The following is an 18550-nucleotide window of genomic DNA, read 5'->3' on the forward strand; positions in this document are numbered from 1 at the left end:
ACTCCTACGCGGAGTACGACGACGCCCCGCCGAGCAAGGGCCGCTCTCCCTTCCTCATGATCGGGGCGGGCGGGCTGGTCGCGGCGGTGGCGCTGGTCGCCACGGTGGCGTTGTGGCCGGACAACAGCTCGGTGAGCAACGCCACCAACCGGATCGACAGCAGCGCCATCGCGCCGGTCCCCACGCCCGACCCCGCCACCCCCGCACCCACCGCCACGATCGACCCGACGCGTGAGGAGACAGCACCGGAGCAGGCCGGGCGGGCCAACCCGCGTCCACAGGGGCCGGCTCCCAGTCAGCCCCCTGTGGCACCTCCGCCGGTGCCGCAGCCAACCACGCCGCCGCCCACGACACAGCCGACTACCCCGCCGCCGACTACCGAGCCAACGACGCCGAAGCCCACGACGCCGAAGCCCACGACGCCGGAGCCGACGACGCCATTGCCTTCAGGAGCGGCTCCGCCCGTCTAGCCATTGCTAACGCAGTGGCCCTCTCTGGGTACGCGGAGGTGCTTCGGATGAGGCGTGCCGCGATCTTGCGGTAGCGAGACGGCTCGCACTAGTAGCCGTCCTCTGATGGCGAGATGAACCTCAGGGCTATGGGGAGCGCGTCCACCAGCCCTGAGGATCATCTCGACCAGGGGCGGCCGGCGCTCAGCTACACATCATCATCTGGTGCCGCCACGGCCTCTCGCCGACCTCCGCACACCCCATCGCGTCCCACTCTCGTGAGATGAGCACCACTGTTCTTCCGCGTCTCCTGAACAGCGCTGTTGCTCATCGGACGACCCGTTGTCCCGCCGAGCCGCATTGAGGCCCCGTCACACAGCAGCGGGAGCCGCGCAGATTGTGAGCCGACCCACGACATTCATCGGAGAATGGGCCGGAAATGCAAAGATCCCCATCCCGGAGAACGGGATGGGGATCTTCGAGTAGCCCCGACGGGATTTGAACCCGCGCTACCGCCTTGAGAGGGCGGCGTCCTAGGCCGCTAGACGACGGGGCCTCGAACAACACACAGCATGTACGTACCACCAGCGAAGATGCCCACCCCGGCGAACCGGGATGAGAACCTTCGAGTAGCCCCGACGGGATTTGAACCCGCGCTACCGCCTTGAGAGGGCGGCGTCCTAGGCCGCTAGACGACGGGGCCGCGTGGAAACCGTGTGTTTCCGCTGGGGTACCAGGACTCGAACCTAGACTAACTGAACCAGAATCAGTCGTGCTGCCAATTACACCATACCCCAAGGAGACACGCGCACCGGCGGGCTGCCGGAGCAGTTCCGGTGTCCGCGTCCCTTGCAGAGAAGACTCTAGACCACGCCCTCCGAGCCCTGCACGGCACCCCCCAGTCGCTGCAGGGACCGGTCGCGTCCGAGCAGCTCCATGGACTCGTACAGCGGCGGCGACACGGTCCGCCCGCTGATCGCGACGCGCACCGGGCCGAAGGCCTTCCGGGGCTTGAGGCCCAGCCCCTCGACCAGCGAGGTCTTGAGCGACTCCTCGATGGCGGCCGTGGTCCACCCGTCGACCTGCTCGAGGCCCTTGATGGCCGCGGTGAGGACCTGGTCGGCGTCGGGCCCCAGGGTCTTGGCCGCGGCGTCGGCGTCGAGCTCGAAGTCCTCCTCGGCCACGAACAGGAACTTGAGCATCCGCGCGGCGTCGGAGAGCACCTGGCTGCGCTCCTGGACGAGCGGGGCGGCGGCGGTGAGGACCGGGTCGTCGGCGGAGACGGTGACGCCCTCGGCCGCCAGGTACGGCACCAGGCGTCGGGCGAAGTCGGCCGGCTCCAGCGCGCGCAGGTGCGCGGCGTTGATGGCCTCGGCCTTCTTGAGGTCGAAGCGGGCCGTGTTGGACGACACGCGGGAGACGTCGAAGGCGGCGACCATCTCGTCGAGGGAGAAGACGTCGCGGTCGTCGGCGATCGACCAGCCGAGCAGGGCGAGGTAGTTGAGCAGGCCCTCGGGGACGAAGCCGCGGTCGCGGTAGTGGAAGAGGTTCGACTCGGGGTCGCGCTTCGACAGCTTGCGGTTGCCCTCGCCGGTCACCAGCGGCAGGTGCGCGTAGACGAACGGCCCGTTCCCGATCCCGACCCGCTGCAGCGCCTCCAGCAGCGCGATCTGCCGCGGGGTGGACGAGAGGAGGTCCTCGCCGCGCAGGACGTGCGTGATGTCCATGAGGGCGTCGTCGAGCGGGTTGGTGAGCGGGTAGAGCGGGGTGCCGTCGCCGCGGGCGAGCACGAAGTCCGGGACCTGGCCCTGCTTGAACGTGATCTCGCCGCGGATCAGGTCCGTGAAGGTGATGTCGCGGTCCGGCATGCGCAGCCGGTAGACGGGCTTGCGGCCCTCGGCGCGGAAGGCCTGCTTCTGCTCCTCGGTGAGGTCGCGGTCGGCGTTGTCGTAACCGAGCTTGGGGTCCCGGCCCGCCGCGCGGTGCCGCGCCTCGATCTCCTCGGCACTGGAGTAGGACTCGTAGACCTCGCCGGCCTGCACGAGCCGGCCGAGGGCGTCGCGGTAGAGGTCGCGCCGCTCGCTCTGCCGGTAGGGGCCGTGCGGGCCGCCCTTCTCGGGGCCCTCGTCCCAGTCGAGGCCGAGCCAGCGCAGCGCGTCGAGGATCGCCTCGTACGACTCGACGCTGTCCCGCTGCGCGTCCGTGTCCTCGATCCGGAAGACGAAGTCGCCCTGCTGGTGACGGGCGTGCGCCCAGTTGAACAGGGCGGTGCGGATGAGTCCCACGTGCGGGGTGCCGGTGGGCGACGGGCAGAAGCGGACGCGAACTGTACTCATGGTGGGGCCAGGGTAGCCCTGGCGCCCCGACCCGTTCCGGCGTACATTTCAACACATGATGAATAACGACCGCACCACCGCCTGCGTCGTCGGTGGCGGTCCCGCAGGGATGGTCCTCGGGCTGCTGCTGGCCCGGGCGGGCGTCGAGGTCACCGTGCTGGAGAAGCACGCGGACTTCCTGCGGGACTTCCGCGGCGACACCGTTCATCCCTCGACCCTGGAGCTGCTCGACGAGCTGGGCCTCGGCGCGCGGTTCGACGCGATGCCGCACCGCCGGGTCGACAGCATCACGGCGATGCTCGACGGCGGCACCGTGCCGATCGGCAACTTCTCGCTGCTCCACCACCCGCGGCCCTACGTCGCGCTCGCGCCGCAGTGGGACTTCCTGGACCTGCTGGCGGCGGCCGCCGAGGAGGAGCCGACCTTCACTCTGGTGCGCAACGCCGAGGTCACCGGCCTGCTCACCGACGCAGACCGGGTCACCGGCGTCCGCTGGCGGGACCGGGTCACCGGCGAGGAGCACACCCTGCAGGCCACGGTCACCATCGGCTGCGACGGGCGCGGCTCGACCGTGCGCGAGGCGTCGGGGCTGCGCAGCCGGGCATTCGGCGTGCCGCTCGACGTCGAGTGGTTCCGCCTGCCCCGCCTCGAGGGCGACCCCGCCGGGGGCGTCGGGCGGTTCACCCGCGGGCACTTCGCCGTCATGATCGACCGCGGCGACTACTGGCAGTGCGGCTACCTGATCCGCAAGGGCGGCGACGCGGAGCTGCGCGCGAAGGGCATCGAGACCCTGCGCACCCGGATGTCGCGGCTGATCCCGTGGACAACCGACCGGGTCGGCGCGCTGCCGAGCTGGGACGACGTCTCGCTGCTCGACGTCCGGCTCGACCGGCTCCGCCGCTGGTCCAGGCCGGGACTGCTGCTGATCGGCGACGCCGCGCACGCCATGTCCCCCGTCGGCGGGGTCGGCATCAACCTCGCGGTGGCCGACGCCGTCGCCGCGGCCCGGATCGTCGGGCCGGCCCTGCGCTCGGGCCCGGTCTCCCCCGTGCGACTCGCCGGGGTACAGGCGCGGCGGTGGTTGCCGGCGGCGGTGATCCAGGGCGTCCAGCGTGGGCTGCACCGGGTGATCCTGGGCGCGGCGCTCGACGTCGACCCCGACGCCCCGGTGGCGCCGGCGACCGAGCTCCCGCCGCTGGTCCGGTTCGTCCAGCGGCACCCCGGGCTGCAGATCGTGCCCGCGCGGCTGTTCGGGCTGGGCCTGCTCCCCGAGCACGCCCCGTCTTGGGCCCGGCGGCCGCAGGCCCCGGTGAGTGAGCCCGCGGGGGTGTGAGGGGCGGAGGTCTCCCGGACCCGGGGGGAACCTAGCCCCGGGTCCACCGTCGATGATCAACGATCCTGGACGAGGAAGGTCGAGTTCCGACATTCGACGTCCACGAGCAGTGATCATGGGCGGAGCGGATCCTTCGCCGCTCGGAGCCTCGCCGACAGGCCGAGATCACCAGATAGGGACCGAGAGGGTCGAATTCCGACCCTCCACGTCTACGACCGGTGATCATGCCGGGGAGCGAGGACCTCGCCGCTCCCCATGAGCCTCACCGTCAGCCGAGATCGCTCTCCGTGGACGGAGACGGTCGAAACTCAACCTTCCACGTCCAAGACCGATGATCATGCCGGGAAGCGACCCCTCGTCCCCCGGGGGGGCCTCACCGACAGCCAAGATCGCTCTCCGTGGACGGAGACGGTCGAAACTCAACCTTCCACGTCCACGACCGATGATCATGCCGGGAAGCGACCCCTCGTCCCCGGGGACCTCACCGACAGCCAAGATCGCTCTCCGTAGACGGAGACGGTCGAAACTCAACCTTCGACGTCCACGACCGGTGATCATGCCGGGAAGCGACCCCTCGTCCCCCGGGGGGCCTCACCGACAGCCAAGATCGCTCTCCGTGGACGGAGACGGTCGAAACTCAACCTTCGACGTCCACGACCGGTGATCATGCAGCGGAGCGGATCCCTGCCCCCCGGGAAGCCCCGTCGGCCGCCAAGATCACCACCCCCGGACTGAGACGGTCGAAATTCGACCCTCGACGTCCACGACGGGCGATCATGCGATCGTGGGCGTGACGGCCAGCCGCCCTTCCCATCTCAAGATCACTGACCGTGGGGGGCGAGAGTCGAATTCCGAGCCTCACCGTCCACGACCGGTGATCACGGCCCGCGCCGAAAGGTCAGGCCCGCTGGGAGCCTCCTCGCCCGCCGGGGAGCCTCGCCGGCGGGTCAAGATCACCACATAGGGACCGAGAGGGTCGAATCCCGACCCTTCACATCCACGATCGGCGATCATGACCCCGCCAAGACCTCAGAGCCGCGCCCATGTCTCGAACCGCCGGGATCTCAGACCGCCGCGGGGGTGCGGGTGCGGAGGGCGGCGAAGGCGAGGGCGTCGACCAGCGCCAGCCAACTGGCCTCGACGACGTTGGAGTGCACCCCGACCGTCGTCCACTCCCCGCGGTGGTCACTGGTCTCCACCAGCACCCGCGTGACGGCGTGCGTACCCGCCGAGCCGCCGGGCGTCAGGATGCGGACCTTGTAGTCCGACAGCTCGACGTCGGCGAGCCACGGACAGGAAGGCTCCAGGGCGGCCCGCAGGGCGGCGTCGAGGGCATTGACCGGGCCGTTGCCCTCCCGCGTCGCGATCCGCCGCTCGCCGTCGACCAGCAGCTTCACCGTGGCCTCGGCGACGGCGTCGGCCCCGGCCCGCTTCTCGATGATCACGCGGTAGGACTCGAGCGCGAACGGCACGGGCGACTCCTCGCCCAGCGCCCCGCGCATCAGCAGCTCCAGCGAGGCGTCGGCGGCCTCGAAGGACCAGCCCTGCGCCTCGCGCTCCTTGACCGTGCCGACGACCACCGACACGGCCTCCGGGCTGCCGGCCATGTCCAGGCCCAGCTCGGCCCCCTTGAGCTCGACCGACGCGCGCCCGGCCATCTCGGTGACCAGGACCCGCTGGGTGTTGCCGACCTCGGCCGGGTCCATGTGGTTGTACAGCTCCGGGTCGACCTTGATCGCGCTCGCGTGCAGCCCCGCCTTGTGCGCGAACGCCGAGGTCCCGACGTAGGGCTGGTGCGTGTCCGGGGCGAGGTTGGCGATCTCCGCCAGGGCGTGCGAGACGCGGGTGAGCTCGGACAGCGAGGGCAGCACGGGCAGGTCCAGCTTCGTCGCGAGGTTCCCGACGACGGCGAACAGGTCGGCGTTGCCGGTCCGCTCGCCGTACCCGTTGGCCGTGCACTGCACGTGCGTGGCCCCGGCCTGCACGGCGGCGACGGAGTTGGCGACGGCGCAACCGGTGTCGTCCTGGCAGTGGATGCCGAGCCGGAAGCCGGTGCGGTCGGCGACCTCGCGCACCACCTCGGCGAGCCCGAGCGGCAGCATCCCGCCGTTGGTGTCGCACAGGACGGCGACGTCGGCGCCGGCCGTCATGGCCGCGTCGAGCACGCGCAGCGAGGTGTCCGGGTCGAACCGGTAGCCGTCGAAGAAGTGCTCGGCGTCGACGAACACCCGCCGGCCCTCCCGGCGCAGGAAGGACACGGTGTCGGCGACCATCGCGCAGTTCTCGGCGACGTCCGTGCGCAGCGCCCGCTCGACGTGCCGGCGGTCCGACTTCGCCACCAGCGTGACGACGGGCGCCTCGGAGTCGAGCAGAGCGCGGACCTGCTCGTCGTCCTCCGCGCGGACACCGGCCTTGCGCGTCGAGCCGAAGGCGACCAGCACGGCGTGCCGCAGCTGCAGCTCCCCGGCCGCGGCGCGGGCGAAGAACTCGGTGTCCTTGGGCAGCGCCCCGGGCCAGCCGCCCTCGACGAACCCGACGCCGAGCGCGTCGAGGTGCCGGGCCACGGCGAGCTTGTCGGCGACGGAGTACGAGATGCCCTCGCGCTGGGCCCCGTCCCGCAGCGTGGTGTCGTAGACGTGGAAGGCGTCGCCGAGGGGCGTGCCGGCGGGCGTGGTGCGGGACATCCGGGTTCTCCGTGGGGTGATGGGGCGGGATCGGGCAACAAAAAAGACCCCCCGCGGATGCGAGAGGTCTGCGCGTCGGCTCCGATGAGCTGCCGACGCGCTAGCAGATAATGATCACGCTGGAAAGGCGCACGCGGGCAGTCTGCCCCGCGGATCCCGCGATGTCACACGGCCGTCCCACATCGTGGGAGACCCTGTTGTTCTGATGCACTCGCCTTCGATGATGGGGCGACGTCGCGGACGCCGGTGTTCGCGACCCGTACCCCCCGGAGGACCGTTCGTGTCGATCTCCCTGACCGTCCTGTACAACCCGCCCGCGGACCCGGCCGCGTTCGACAAGCACTACGACGAGGTGCACGCGCCCCTCGCGACGAAGCTCCCGGACCTCCAGTCGTTCACGATCGTCCGCCCGGGCCCCGGCCCCGACGGCTCGGCCCCGCAGTACCACCTCATCGCGACCCTGACCTGGCCGTCGGCCGAGGCGATGCAGGGAGCCATGGGCGGCCCCCAGGGCAAGGCGGCACAGGACGACCTCGCCAACTTCGCCCAGGCCGGCGCGACCATGCTCGTCGGCGAGGAGAACCGGGTCGTCTGACCCTGCGGCGGGGCCGGGCGGACCTTCCGGCCCCGCACCTCCGCCGGACCGCGGCTGTGGTGCGATCGGGGACATGTCACACGCTCGGTACCTCGGTGACCTCGACGAGGTGCGGCTCGCCGCCCTGCTGCGCCGCCGCCCGGACACCCTCCTCGAGCCCGCACCGCGGACGCTGGAGGAACTGAGCGACCGGCTGAACGGCGTGGCCTCGCTGGTGTCGGCCCAGCTGCGGTTGACCCGCGACCAACTGCTCGTCGCCCAGGTGATCGGGGGGCTCGGCGAGCCCACCGAGGCGGAGGTCGCGGCGCGCCTGCACGGCGCCGACGAGCAGGTGGCCGTCGTCCTGGGCGAGCTGCTGGAGCTGGGCCTCGCCTGGCAGGTCGACGGACGGGTCGGGCTGCCGCCCCGGCTGGCGGCCGAGCTCGGCGCCGACCCGGCCGCCTTCCGTCCGCTCTTCGCGGTCGCCCGGCACGTGCGCTCCGACGAGCTGAACCGTGCCGTCCGCGCGCTCGGCGGGGATCCGGGCTCGATGCGCAAGGTCGACAAGGTCGGGTTCCTCGAGCAGCGGCTGGCCGACCCCGCCGCGGTCGCCGACCGGGTCGCCGCCCTCCCCGACGAGGTGCACTCCTTCCTCCTCGACCTGCTCGACGGCGGCGGCCCGGTCACCGGCTTCTTCTCGTTCGGCCGCAGTGCTCGCGTCGAGGCCGCGCTGGACAGCGGGCTCGCGCTCCCCGGACCGGGCGCCGGCCTCGAGATCCCGCGGGAGGTCGCCGTCGAGCTGCGGTTCGTCGGCCTGCCGGTCCTGCAGGGCAGACCCGACCTCCCGCCCGCCTCGATCCCCGCGGACGACGGCCGCACCGCCGCCGAGGCCGCCCTCCTCGCGGTGACCACCCTGCTCGACCACGCCGAACGCGCCCCGCTCGCCGGGCTGAAGAAGGGTGGGGTCGGGGCCCGCGAGCGGACGCGGCTGCAGAAGCTGGGAGTCCCCGAGCCGTCGCTGTGGATCGACCTCGCCTCTGCAGCCGGGCTGCTCTCCCCGCGCGGGAGCGGGTACGGCACCTCCACCGGCTATCCGCGATGGCGCGAGAAGGCGGCCGGCCGCCGGTGGGCGGAGCTCACCCGCTGCTGGTGGCGTGCGGAGCACACCCCGACCGTGCGCGGCACCGGTCCGGACGAGATCGCGCCACCGGTCCCGGTGGTGAGCCGGGGCGGGGCGGTCCGCCGCGCGCTGCTGTCCGCGGCGGCGGGCGGGCGTTCCCTCGCCGCCGCCGCGGCCGCGATCGGCTGGTTCTGCCCCCTGCACGGGCTCGGACCCGACCCGTTCGAACCGGACGACGACGCGGACCCGCTCGCCGAGGTGCTCGCGGCCACGCTGCGGGAGGCGGAGCTGCTCGGCGTGGTGCACGGCGACCGGCTGACGGGCCTCGGGGAGGCCCTCGTCGTCGCCCCCGACGGGATCGTGGACCAGGCGGCCGATCTGCTGCCGGCGCCCAGCGGAGCGCTCGTCCTGCAGTCCGACCTCTCCGCGATCACCTCCGGCCAGCCACCGGCGGGGGCGGTCCGGGTGCTCGGCGCCGCCGCCACGGCCGAGACCGCGGGCGCGGCCACCACCTGGCGCTTCTCCGCGGCCTCCGTCCGCGCCGCGATGGATGCGGGCTGGACGGCGGACGCCCTGCGACGCGAGCTCGAGGCGGCGTCCGGCCGGGCGCTGCCCCAGCCGTTGGACTACCTGCTCTCCGACGTCGCCCGGACCCACGGGTCCGTGCTGGTGACGGGTGGCCTGACCTGCCTGACGGGTGCGGAGGCCGAGCTGCGGGAGATCCTGCACACCCGGAGCCTGCGAAAGCTGGGACTGCGGGCCCTCGCCCCGACGGTCCTGGCCTGTACCGCGCCGCGGGAGACCGTCCTCGCGGTGCTGCGGAAGGCGGGCTTCGCCCCGATGCCGGCCGGCGCCGACGGCGTCGTCGAACTTTCCGCCGTCGACCCGGATCCGGCCGGCGGCCGCCCGCCCGGGCCGGCAACCCGCGAGGCTCCGCAGGAGGTCGATCTCGCCATGAACGGGGCCGGTCCGGAGCGGCGGGCCGACGCCGACGAGCTGGCCCGCCGGCTGCTCCACGGCGAGGCCGCCGAGGAACGCCCGGCGGCCTACGGCGAGCTCGAGCGGCTCGGCCCGCACCTCGACACCGCCGAGCTCGCCCTCCTGTCCGACGGTCTCGAACACCGCCGGCAGGTGCTCGTCACCTACCGGAACGCCGCCGGCAACCGGACCGTCCGCGGCATCGTGCCGCTGGAGGTGTACGGCCCGTGGCTCCGGTCCTTCTGCCTCCTGCGCCGGGCCGAGCGCGACTTCACCGTCAGCGGCATCGAGGCCGTCTCGCCGTCGGACTGAGAACCCATCGGCCGCGAAGCCGAGGCCCCCTCCAACGGGGGCAATCCGCCGGTTCGCTTCGCAGCAGCCCAGGCTGCTCCCCCAGACGCCGACGGCCCGGCACCCCACTCGGGGTGCCGGGCCGCCGTCGTCGGGAAGGGGCTCAGGCCTCGCTCGAGGCCGGCTCCGCGGTGCGGCTGGACACCAGCGCGGCGAGCCGGTCGCCGATCGCCTGGGTGTGCCCGGTCGCGCTGTGGTCGCGGGTCGCGAGGTCGAACGCGACGGCGGCCTCGACGCGGCGGGCGGCGTCCTGCTGGCCGACGTGGTCGAGCAGCAGCGCGACCGACAGGACCGCGGCCGTCGGGTCGGCGATGCCCTGGCCGGCGATGTCCGGCGCCGAGCCGTGCACCGGCTCGAACATGCTCGGGTTGCGACCGCTGGCGTCGAGGTTGCCGCTGGCGGCGAGGCCGATGCCGCCGGTCACGGCGGCCGCGAGGTCGGTGAGGATGTCGCCGAACAGGTTGTCGGTGACGATCACGTCGAACCGGCTCGGGTCGGTGACCAGGTGGATCGTGGTGGCGTCGACGTGCTGGTAGGCGACCGAGACGTCCGGGTGCTCCAGCGACACCTCCTCGACGATCCGCGACCACAGCGCGCCGGCGAAGGTGAGCACGTTGGTCTTGTGCACCAGCGTCAGGTGCTTGCGCGGGCGGCGCTCGGCGCGGGCGAACGCGTCCCGCACCACGCGCTCGATGCCGAACGCGGTGTTGGTGCTGACCTCGGTCGCGACCTCGTGCGGGGTGTCCTTGCGCAGCAGGCCGCCGGTGCCGACGTACGGGCCCTCGGTGCCCTCGCGCACCACGACCATGTCGATCTCGGGGTTGCCGGCGAGCGGGCCGCGGACCCCGGGGTAGAGCCGCGCCGGGCGCAGGTTGACGTGGTGGTCGAGCTCGAAGCGCAGGCGCAGCAGCAGCCCGCGCTCGAGGATGCCGCTCGGCACGGACGGGTCGCCGACCGCGCCGAGCAGGATCGCGTCGTGCTGCTGCAGCTCGGTGAGGACCGACTCGGGCAGCAGCTCGCCGGTGGAGTGCCACCGGGCCGCGCCGAGGTCGTAGGTGGTCGTCTGGACGTCCGGGGTGACCTCGGTCAAGACCTTCAGGGCCTCGTCGATGACCTCCGGCCCGATGCCGTCGCCGGGAATGACCGCAAGGCGCATGCTGCGAAATGTCCTCTCTCGATACGCCCCACCACGACGTGCGATCGGGCGGCTATCGAACGCTACCCGCTGGAGCGGCGGGGACCGGCCACCGTCCACTCCGTCGGGGTCACCCGGGACGGTGAAGTCGTGCCAGCCGGCACCCCGATCCGGCCCGACACACCCCCGAGCGGGTCAGATTGTGCGCCTCCGGCTCGCCGCGACCGACGGCGGGTCCCCTGCGGTGCGCCACCCGTCACCCGGTCGGAGCAGCCGCGGGTGCGAGCGGGGCCGTGACGACCCGGCCGGAGGGGGCGGCGGCCCCGACCGGCGCGGGTCCGTCGAGCGCGGCCGCGTGGGCCCCCGTGGCGTTCTGCGGCAGGACGACGAGCAGCGGGCCGGCCGGCGCGGGAAGGCGGGTGCCGGCGTCGGCGGGGCGCAGCAGCGGCTCCGCGGACGGCGGCTCGGCCAGCGGATCCCATGCCTGCGGGACGTCGACGACGTCGACGGGCGCGGTGGGTTCGGCGCCCGGGTTCGTCACGTCGGTGGGCCCGTAGTCGCCCTCGACCACGACCTGCATACGCAGCGGCGCGGAACGGGCCGCGGGGTCGACGCCGAGCGCGGACAGCCGCACGGGCAGGACCCACGTGTCGGTGTCGAAGACGTTGGTGTCGGTGTCGCCCTCGAACCCGTTGACCGGCTGGGAGTCGACCTCCGCGGGCCCGTCCGGGGTCTGCCGCCGCAGGTCCAGGACCCGGGCGACCAGCACATCGGTGCCCGGTTCCTTCACCAGCCCGACGGCACGGTCGACGGAGCCGTCGCCGTCGACGTCGAACCCGACGGTCGGGACCGTGGTCGCGCCGACGTCGGGCAGGGTGCCCCACATCGACACGGCGATCCCGATCGTGTCGCCCGACCGCGCCGCGCCGACCCACCGGACGTCGCCGCCCTGGCCCGTGTCGTTGGCGACACAGCCGGTCGACAGGCCCGCCCGGCAGCGCGGCAGCTCCGGGCTGGTCGCGAGCAGCCGGAACACCCCGGCCCGGGAGCGGTAGGCCTGCGCGCCGCTCCCCTGGTCCACGGCGGTGCCGGCCAGCACGAGCGCGTCGCCGTCGACGGTGGCGGTCTGGTCCGCGACGGGTTTGGGCGCGGAGGTCACCGGGACCCGCACCTCACGCCCGCCCGCGGTGAGGACGATCCGGCCCGACGCGTCGGCGACGAACTGGCGGGCCCGGCCGCCCTGGGTCGCGGCCATGGTCGGGTCCAAGGTCTTGCGCAGGGCCTCGGCCTGCGCAGTGAGCCGCACCGTGACGTCGGCGGGGCCCGTGACCTGCGCGGGTTCGACCGAGATCGTCACGCCGGGCATGGTGGTGAGCGGCTCGTACCGCAGGCTCGCGGCCCCGCTGACGTGCAGCGTTCTCGTCAGCGTGGCGGTTCGGCCGGCCGGGACCTCGACGACACCGAAGGCGACGCCGACGGCACCGGGCTCCCCCGCGTCGGCGGCCAGCACGGGCGGGTCCACGGCGGCGCGGGCGTCGACCCGGCCCGATCCCACCCGCATCGGCGCCATCAGGCCCCCGGCCGTGCCGTGGACGTCGGCGGCCGTGGTGACGATCGCGGTCTTCACCTCGGCTGGCGACCACTCCGGATGCGCCTCCCGCACCAGCGCCGCGACGCCGGCGACGAACGGGCTGGCCATGGAGGTGCCGGTCTTGCTCGACCGCCCGGCCCCGGTGCCCACGGCCGCGGAGACGATCGACTCGCCCGGCGCTGCGACGTCCGGCTTCACACCGGGGCCGCGCCCGCCGCGGGCCGAGCTCTCGCTGATCGTGTCGGCGATGCCCGGGACCTGCACGGAGGCGCTCTGCGCGAGCGTCCCGTCGAGGTGGACCCGTAGCGTGCCGGCCTGCAGGACCGGGCGCAGCGCCGCCGTCGAGGCCCCGTCGAGCTGGAACATCGGGACGGTGGCGTTGCCCGCGATGCCCACGCCGCCCGGCTCCGGCGCCGACGAGGTCAGCAGCACCCCGGTCGCGCCCGCCGCCTTCGCGTTGTCCGCGCGGACCGCGGAGCCGCAGGTCCGGGCGCCGTCGCCCTCCGGCCACTCGAGCCAGACGATCTTCCCGGCGACGCCGGAGAAGGGCGTACAGCCCTGCGCGTCGTCCGCGGGCAGCGCGACGACGTCGCCGGTCGCGTCGGGCGTCCCGTGGAAGTCGACGCTGTACTGCCCGGTGACCCGGCGCGGCTCGGGCGCGACGACGTCCGCCCCGTCGAGCAGCACGCCGGCGTCCCGGACGTTCGCCACGGCGATGGCGCCGGGCGCGGTGGCCGGGGCGCCGGCGGCGTCGGTGATGTCACCGCCGTTGCCCGCGGCGGCGACCACCGTCACGCCGTGGTCGATCAGCTCCTGCACGAAGTCGTTGACCGGGTCGTCGGCCGGGGCGAAGTCCGAGCCGAGCGAGAGGTTGACGACGTCGAGACGGTCGGAGAAGTCGCCGTCGCCGTTCGGGTCGAGGGCCCGGTCGAGGGCGAGCGGGGTGAGCGCGGTGGCGCCGGAGCAGCCGAACACGCGGATCGCGTACAGCTCGGCCTGCGGCGCGGCGCCCGGGCCGATCCGCATCGCGTTCAGCGCCTCGGGGGTCAGGCCGGCGTAGTCGCCGCGGAAGGTCGTGCCGTCCGCGTTCACGCCGAAGCCCGCCGCGGTGCCGGCGACGTGGGTGCCGTGGCCCTCGCAGTCGAGCGGGTCGTCGTCCGGCTTCGGGACGGTCTTCGCGGGGTCGGTGGCCGCGGAGTCGTAGTCGTCGCCCGCGAGGTCGACGCCGCCGACCACCTTGGCCGTCGGGAAGGTGCCGTGCCCGGCCCGGGCCGCGCCGTAGGCCGCGACGGTGCCGGTGCCGCCGAAGTCCGCGTGGGTGTAGTCGATGCCCGTGTCGATGATGCCGATCCGGACGCCGTGGCCGAGCCGGCCGGTGTCCTGCCAGGTCTGCAGGGTGCGGCCGAGCTGGTCGGCGGAGGCGTTGCTGGGCCGGGCGTCGGTGATGCGGCGGACGGAGCGCACGCCCGGTCGGCTCGCGAGCCGGGTGGCGGTGGCGGCGTCGGCGCGGATCGCGACCCCCGGGACCGCGTTGGTCGTGCGGTAGAGCTCGCGCTCCCCCTCGGCGCCGCCCAGCCCGCCCAGGATGTCGGCGATCTTCGAGTCGATCCGGGCCCGGGTCTTCGCGGCGGCCCGCGCGGCGACGTCGGGACCCTGCGGCAGGGCCGAGGTGTAGTCGGCGACGGCGGAGGTGTCGTCGAACTCGACGAAGACGTTCTGCAGCGTCGACGTGTTCTCCTGCGCCCTTTCCTCGGCACCGGCCGGGCCGGCGGTGAGCAGGAGCAGCGAGGCCGTCAGCCCCGCGACGCCGAGACAGGTCACCCTCCGCCACCGCGCGCCCTGCACCGACCACCCCTTCCGCCGACCGGCGGACGCGGCGCGGCGGAGCAGAACCTAGATCGACCGACGCTGGGTGACCGGGCTTCCGCGCTGCCCGCACCGCATCGGGTGAGCGGTTCGTACACGGGCGGGTGTGATCATCGACGGCCGACTTGACGGGCGGGCCCGCACAGACGAACGGCGCCGCGGCTCACGGTGAGCAACGGCGCCGTCCGGCGAGGATCGGGATCAGTCGTCGAAGCTGATCAGGCGCGTGGTGCGGGCGCCGACCGAGGCACCGATCGGCTCGAGCACGCCCGGGTCGATCTGGCGGTCGACGCGGAGCAGCATGATCGCGTCCGCCCCGTCCGTGGTCTGGCTGATCTGCGCGGCCTCGATGTTGACGGCGGCCTCGCCCAGCAGCGAGCCGACGCGGCCCATCACGCCCGGGCGGTCGGCGTACTCGAGGAGCAGGACCTCGCCCTCGGCGCGCAGGTCGAAGTGCCGGCCGTTGACCTCGACCAGCTTCTCGACCTGGGCGCGGCCGGTGAGCGTGCCGGAGACGGTGATGGCCTCGCCGTCGGGCATCGCGGCCCGCAGCTGCACGACCGAGCGGAAGTTCTCGCTCTCCGGTGCCGTGGTCAGCTCGACCGCGACGCCCCGCTCGGCGGCCAGCGCCGGAACGTTGACGAAGGTGACCTGGTCCTCGACGACGTGGGTGAAGACGCCGCGCAGCGCGGCCAGCGACAGCACCGAGACGTCCTCGGAGGCGAGCTCGCCGGCGACGTCGACCGTGACCGAGGTGGGCACCCGACCGGCGACGGCGTAGAGCACCGTGCCCAGCTTCTGCACCAGCGGCAGCCAGGGCCGGACCTCCTCGCCGACCGCGCCACCGACCTGCACGTTGACGGCGTCGGGCACGAACTCGCCGGCCAGGGCGAGCTGCACCGACTTGGCGACGTCGGTGCCCGCGCGGTCCTGTGCCTCGGCCGTCGACGCCCCGAGGTGCGGGGTGACGGTGACGTTGTCCAGCTCGAACAGTGGGCTGGAGGTGGTGGGCTCGGTGACGTAGACGTCGATCCCCGCGCCGCCGACCTGCCCGGAACGGACCGCCTCGGCCAGCGCGTCCTCGTCGATCAGACCGCCGCGTGCGGCGTTGACGATGATCACGCCCGGCTTGGTCAGCGCGAGCTGGTCCTTGCCGATCAGGCCCAGGGTCTCCGGGGTCTTCGGCAGGTGGATGGTGATGAAGTCCGACACCCGCAGCACGTCGTCGAGCGAGAGCAGCTCGATGCCCAGCTGGGCGGCGCGCGCCGGGGCGACATAGGGGTCGTAGGCGACCAGCCGGACATCGAACGCCGCGAGGCGCTGCGCCACGAGCTGACCGATCTTGCCGAGGCCGACCACGCCGACCGTCTTGCCCTGCAGCTCGACGCCGCCGAACTGGCTGCGCTTCCACTGGCCCTGGCGCAGGCTCGAGTCGGCCGGCGGGATGTGTCGCGCGGTGGCGAGCAGCAGTGCGATGGCGTGCTCGGCGGCGGAGACGATGTTCGAGGTCGGCGCGTTCACGACCATCACGCCGCGGGCGGTGGCGGCGGGCACGTCGACGTTGTCCAGGCCGACCCCGGCGCGCGCGACCACCTTCAGCCGGGTCGACGCGGCCAGCGCCTCCGCGTCCACCTTGGTGGCGGAGCGGACGAGCAGGGCGTCGGCGTCGGCGATGGCCGCGAGGAGCGCGGGGCGGTCCGTGCCGTCGACATGGCGGATCTCGACGTCCGATCCCAGCATCTCGACCGCGGAGGGCGCGAGCTTCTCCGCGAGCAGGACGACGGGACGGGTGGCGGCTGCGGTACTCACGGCGACGCGATGCTCCACGGATCGGGGACGGGCGGGACTCGGACCGACCATGATTCTAGGTGGACGGTCCGACAGGACGACCCCCGGCGTGCTCGTGCTGATACCACGCGGGGATGAAACGTGCCGGATCGGACAGCTTAGCCCGCGTTCTGCACCTTGTCCGCAAGCAGCTCCCAGCTGCGCCACCAGCTCTCGCGCTCGGCGACGGGGTTCGCCACGATCAGCTCGTCGGCATCGGCCGTTGCGGCGAAGTCCTCGAGATACTTCGCCACGACGTCCGGGGTGCCGACGGCGGTGTACCGGGTCATCGACCGGATCTGCTCGCCCGCGTGGGTGTCGAGCACGGCCTCGGCCTCCTCGTCGGTCAGCGAGCGGCCGCCCCGGCTGTAGAACAGCCGCACGCGCTGGCGCTGCACGGCCCGGCGCAGGGTCTCGGCCTCCTCCGTCGAGTCCGCGGCGATGACGTTCACGCCGGCCAGCACGTGCGGCTCGGCCAGCTGCGCCGACGGGCGGAACTCCTGCCGGTAGAGCGCGACGGCCTGCTGCAGCGCCTCCGGCGCGAAGTGCGAGGCGAACGCGTACGGCAGGCCGAGCAGCGCGGCGACCTGCGCGCCGTAGAGGGACGAGCCGAGGATCGACAGCGGGACGCCGGTGCCGCGGCCCGGGTAGGCGTGCACGTTCGGCACCAGGCTGGAGTCGCCGAGGAAGGCCTGCAGCTCCTGGACGTCCTGCGGGAAGCGCTCCGACGCCGTGGGGTCGCGGCGCAGGGCGCGGAAGGTCTCCTGGTCGGTGCCCGGCGCGCGGCCCAGGCCCAGCTCGATGCGGCCCGGGTGGAGCTCGGCGAGGGTGCCGAACTGCTCGGCGACCTGCAGCGGCGAGTGGTTGGGCAGCATCACGCCGCCGGCGCCGAGCGTGATCCGCTCGGTGTGCGCGGCGACGTGCGCGATGAGCACACTGGTTGCCGACGAGGCGATCGAGCGCATGTTGTGGTGCTCGGCGTACCAGATCCGCCGGAAACCCCACTGCTCCGCGCGCTGCGCCAGCCTGGTGCTCGACTCCAGGGCCTCGCGGACGCTCTCGTCCGTCGAGACGGTGGCGAGGTCGAGGATCGACAACGGCAGCGGCAGGGACACGGCGGGCACCTCTCCTCCGGCGGACACAGACTTGCTGGACAACGCCCGCGCGTCGCCGTCTCTTCCGTCCGGGCCCCGTTCCGCAGGTCACCCCGAGAACGCGCGAACGGCACCCCCCGGGCGGAGGTGCCGTTCGCGAGCGTCGGGACGGGCCCTACTTGGCCTTCTCGCCCACCCAGCTCATGAGGCCGCGGAGCTTCTCGCCGACCTGCTCGATCGGGTGCTCGGCGCCCTCCTTCTGCAGGCGGGTGAAGTTCGGCCGGCCGTTCTCGTCCTCGGCCACCCACTCGCGAGCGAAGGTGCCGTCCTGGATCTCGCCCAGGATCTTCTTCATCTCCTCCTTGGTCGCGGCGTTGACCACGCGCGGGCCGCGGGTGAGGTCGCCGTACTCGGCGGTGTCGGAGATGGAGAAGCGCTCGTTGGCGATGCCGCCCTCGTACATGAGGTCGACGATCAGCTTCAGCTCGTGCAGGCACTCGAAGTACGCGATCTCCGGGGCGTAGCCCGCCTCGGTGAGCACCTCGAAGCCGGTCTGCACCAGCGCGGCCGCGCCACCGCAGAGCACCGCCTGCTCGCCGAACAGGTCGGTCTCGGTCTCCTCTTTGAAGGTGGTCTCGATGACGCCCGCGCGGGCGCCGCCGATCCCGGCCGCGTAGGAGAGCGCGATCGCCTTGGCGTCGCCACTCGCATCCTGTTCGACCGCGATCAACGCCGGCACGCCCTTGCCGTCGACGTACTGGCGGCGGACCAGGTGGCCCGGGCCCTTCGGGGCGATCATGACGACGTCGACGTCGGCCGGGGCCTTGATCAGGTCGTACCGGATGTTGAAGCCGTGGCCGAAGGCCAGCACGTCGCCGCTCTTCAGGTTCGGCGCGATGTCGTCGGAGTAGATGAAGCGCTGCTTCGTGTCGGGCGCCAGGATCATGATCAGGTCGGCCCACGCGGACGCCTCGGCCGGGGTGAGCACCTCAAGACCCTCGTCCTGAGCCTTCTGCCGGCTCTTCGAGCCCTCCGGGAGGCCGATCTTCACCTCGACGCCGGAGTCACGCAGCGACAGCGCGTGCGCGTGCCCCTGGGAGCCGTAACCGATCACGGCGACCTTGCGGCCCTGGATGATCGACAGGTCGGCGTCGTCGTCGTAGTAGATGTTGACACTCATGACGGGTGGTGAATCCTCTCCGAAGGGGTCTT

At 73.1% G+C, this 18550-nt stretch carries 11 protein-coding genes and 3 tRNA genes; 3 read left to right on the forward strand and 11 right to left on the reverse strand.

Features of this window, described 5'->3' with window-relative positions; translation table 11 throughout:
- Positions 1 to 4: 4 nt before the first annotated feature.
- The 5 genes from LWC33_RS26060 to gltX form a co-directional block, all read right to left on the reverse strand.
- The gene (locus tag LWC33_RS26060) at positions 5 to 217 is read right to left on the reverse strand and encodes a hypothetical protein (protein WP_233307317.1); all 213 of its coding nucleotides are present in this window, start codon (positions 215 to 217) and stop codon (positions 5 to 7) included.
- Positions 218 to 932: 715 nt separating this feature from the next.
- Positions 933 to 1005 (reverse strand) — tRNA-Glu (locus tag LWC33_RS26065).
- A 74-nt stretch (positions 1006 to 1079) separates the two neighbouring features.
- Positions 1080 to 1152: transfer RNA gene (locus tag LWC33_RS26070), tRNA-Glu, on the reverse strand.
- Positions 1153 to 1174: 22 nt separating this feature from the next.
- Positions 1175 to 1246: transfer RNA gene (locus LWC33_RS26075), tRNA-Gln, on the reverse strand.
- Between the two features lie 66 nt (positions 1247 to 1312).
- Positions 1313 to 2785, reverse strand: a complete 1473-nt coding sequence (gene gltX / locus LWC33_RS26080; protein WP_233307318.1) for a glutamate--tRNA ligase — start codon at positions 2783 to 2785, stop codon at positions 1313 to 1315.
- A gap of 55 nt (positions 2786 to 2840) precedes the next feature.
- On the opposite strand from gltX, the gene LWC33_RS26085 reads away from it, so the two are divergent.
- A complete protein-coding gene (locus tag LWC33_RS26085) occupies positions 2841 to 4118 on the forward strand; it encodes an FAD-dependent oxidoreductase (RefSeq protein ID WP_233307319.1) in 1278 nt (425 codons plus the stop codon).
- 1064 nt (positions 4119 to 5182) lie between these two features.
- Here LWC33_RS26085 and cimA read toward each other — a convergent pair.
- Positions 5183 to 6802, reverse strand: a complete 1620-nt coding sequence (cimA, locus tag LWC33_RS26090) for a citramalate synthase (protein ID WP_233307320.1) — start codon at positions 6800 to 6802, stop codon at positions 5183 to 5185.
- 280 nt (positions 6803 to 7082) lie between these two features.
- Between cimA and LWC33_RS26095 the strand changes: the two genes are divergently transcribed.
- Complete coding sequence (locus tag LWC33_RS26095) at positions 7083 to 7397, forward strand: EthD family reductase (protein WP_233307321.1); 315 nt, start codon at positions 7083 to 7085, stop codon at positions 7395 to 7397.
- 73 nt (positions 7398 to 7470) lie between these two features.
- Positions 7471 to 9786: a helicase-associated domain-containing protein gene (locus tag LWC33_RS26100; RefSeq protein ID WP_233307322.1), complete on the forward strand. Its 2316-nt coding sequence runs from the start codon at positions 7471 to 7473 to the stop codon at positions 9784 to 9786.
- Between the two features lie 142 nt (positions 9787 to 9928).
- On the opposite strand, the gene LWC33_RS26105 is transcribed toward LWC33_RS26100, so the two are convergent.
- The 5 genes from LWC33_RS26105 to ilvC form a co-directional block, all read right to left on the reverse strand.
- Positions 9929 to 10981, reverse strand: a complete 1053-nt coding sequence (locus LWC33_RS26105; protein WP_233307323.1) for a 3-isopropylmalate dehydrogenase — start codon at positions 10979 to 10981, stop codon at positions 9929 to 9931.
- A gap of 235 nt (positions 10982 to 11216) precedes the next feature.
- Complete coding sequence (locus LWC33_RS26110; RefSeq protein ID WP_233307324.1) at positions 11217 to 14372, reverse strand: S8 family peptidase; 3156 nt, start codon at positions 14370 to 14372, stop codon at positions 11217 to 11219.
- Positions 14373 to 14618: 246 nt separating this feature from the next.
- Positions 14619 to 16226 (reverse strand): phosphoglycerate dehydrogenase, encoded by a 1608-nt coding sequence (gene serA / locus LWC33_RS26115; protein WP_308191008.1) that lies wholly within the window; start codon positions 16224 to 16226, stop codon positions 14619 to 14621.
- 137 nt (positions 16227 to 16363) lie between these two features.
- Positions 16364 to 17359 carry an LLM class flavin-dependent oxidoreductase gene (locus LWC33_RS26120; RefSeq protein ID WP_372476693.1) on the reverse strand — a complete coding sequence of 332 codons (996 nt, stop codon included), beginning with the start codon at positions 17357 to 17359 and terminating at the stop codon, positions 16364 to 16366.
- Between the two features lie 154 nt (positions 17360 to 17513).
- Positions 17514 to 18518, reverse strand: a complete 1005-nt coding sequence (ilvC, locus tag LWC33_RS26125) for a ketol-acid reductoisomerase (RefSeq protein ID WP_233307325.1) — start codon at positions 18516 to 18518, stop codon at positions 17514 to 17516.
- Positions 18519 to 18550: the final 32 nt, after the last annotated feature.

Source organism: Pseudonocardia terrae, assembly GCF_021343995.1.
In the GTDB taxonomy this organism is placed as follows: Bacteria; Actinomycetota; Actinomycetes; order Mycobacteriales; family Pseudonocardiaceae; genus Pseudonocardia; species Pseudonocardia terrae.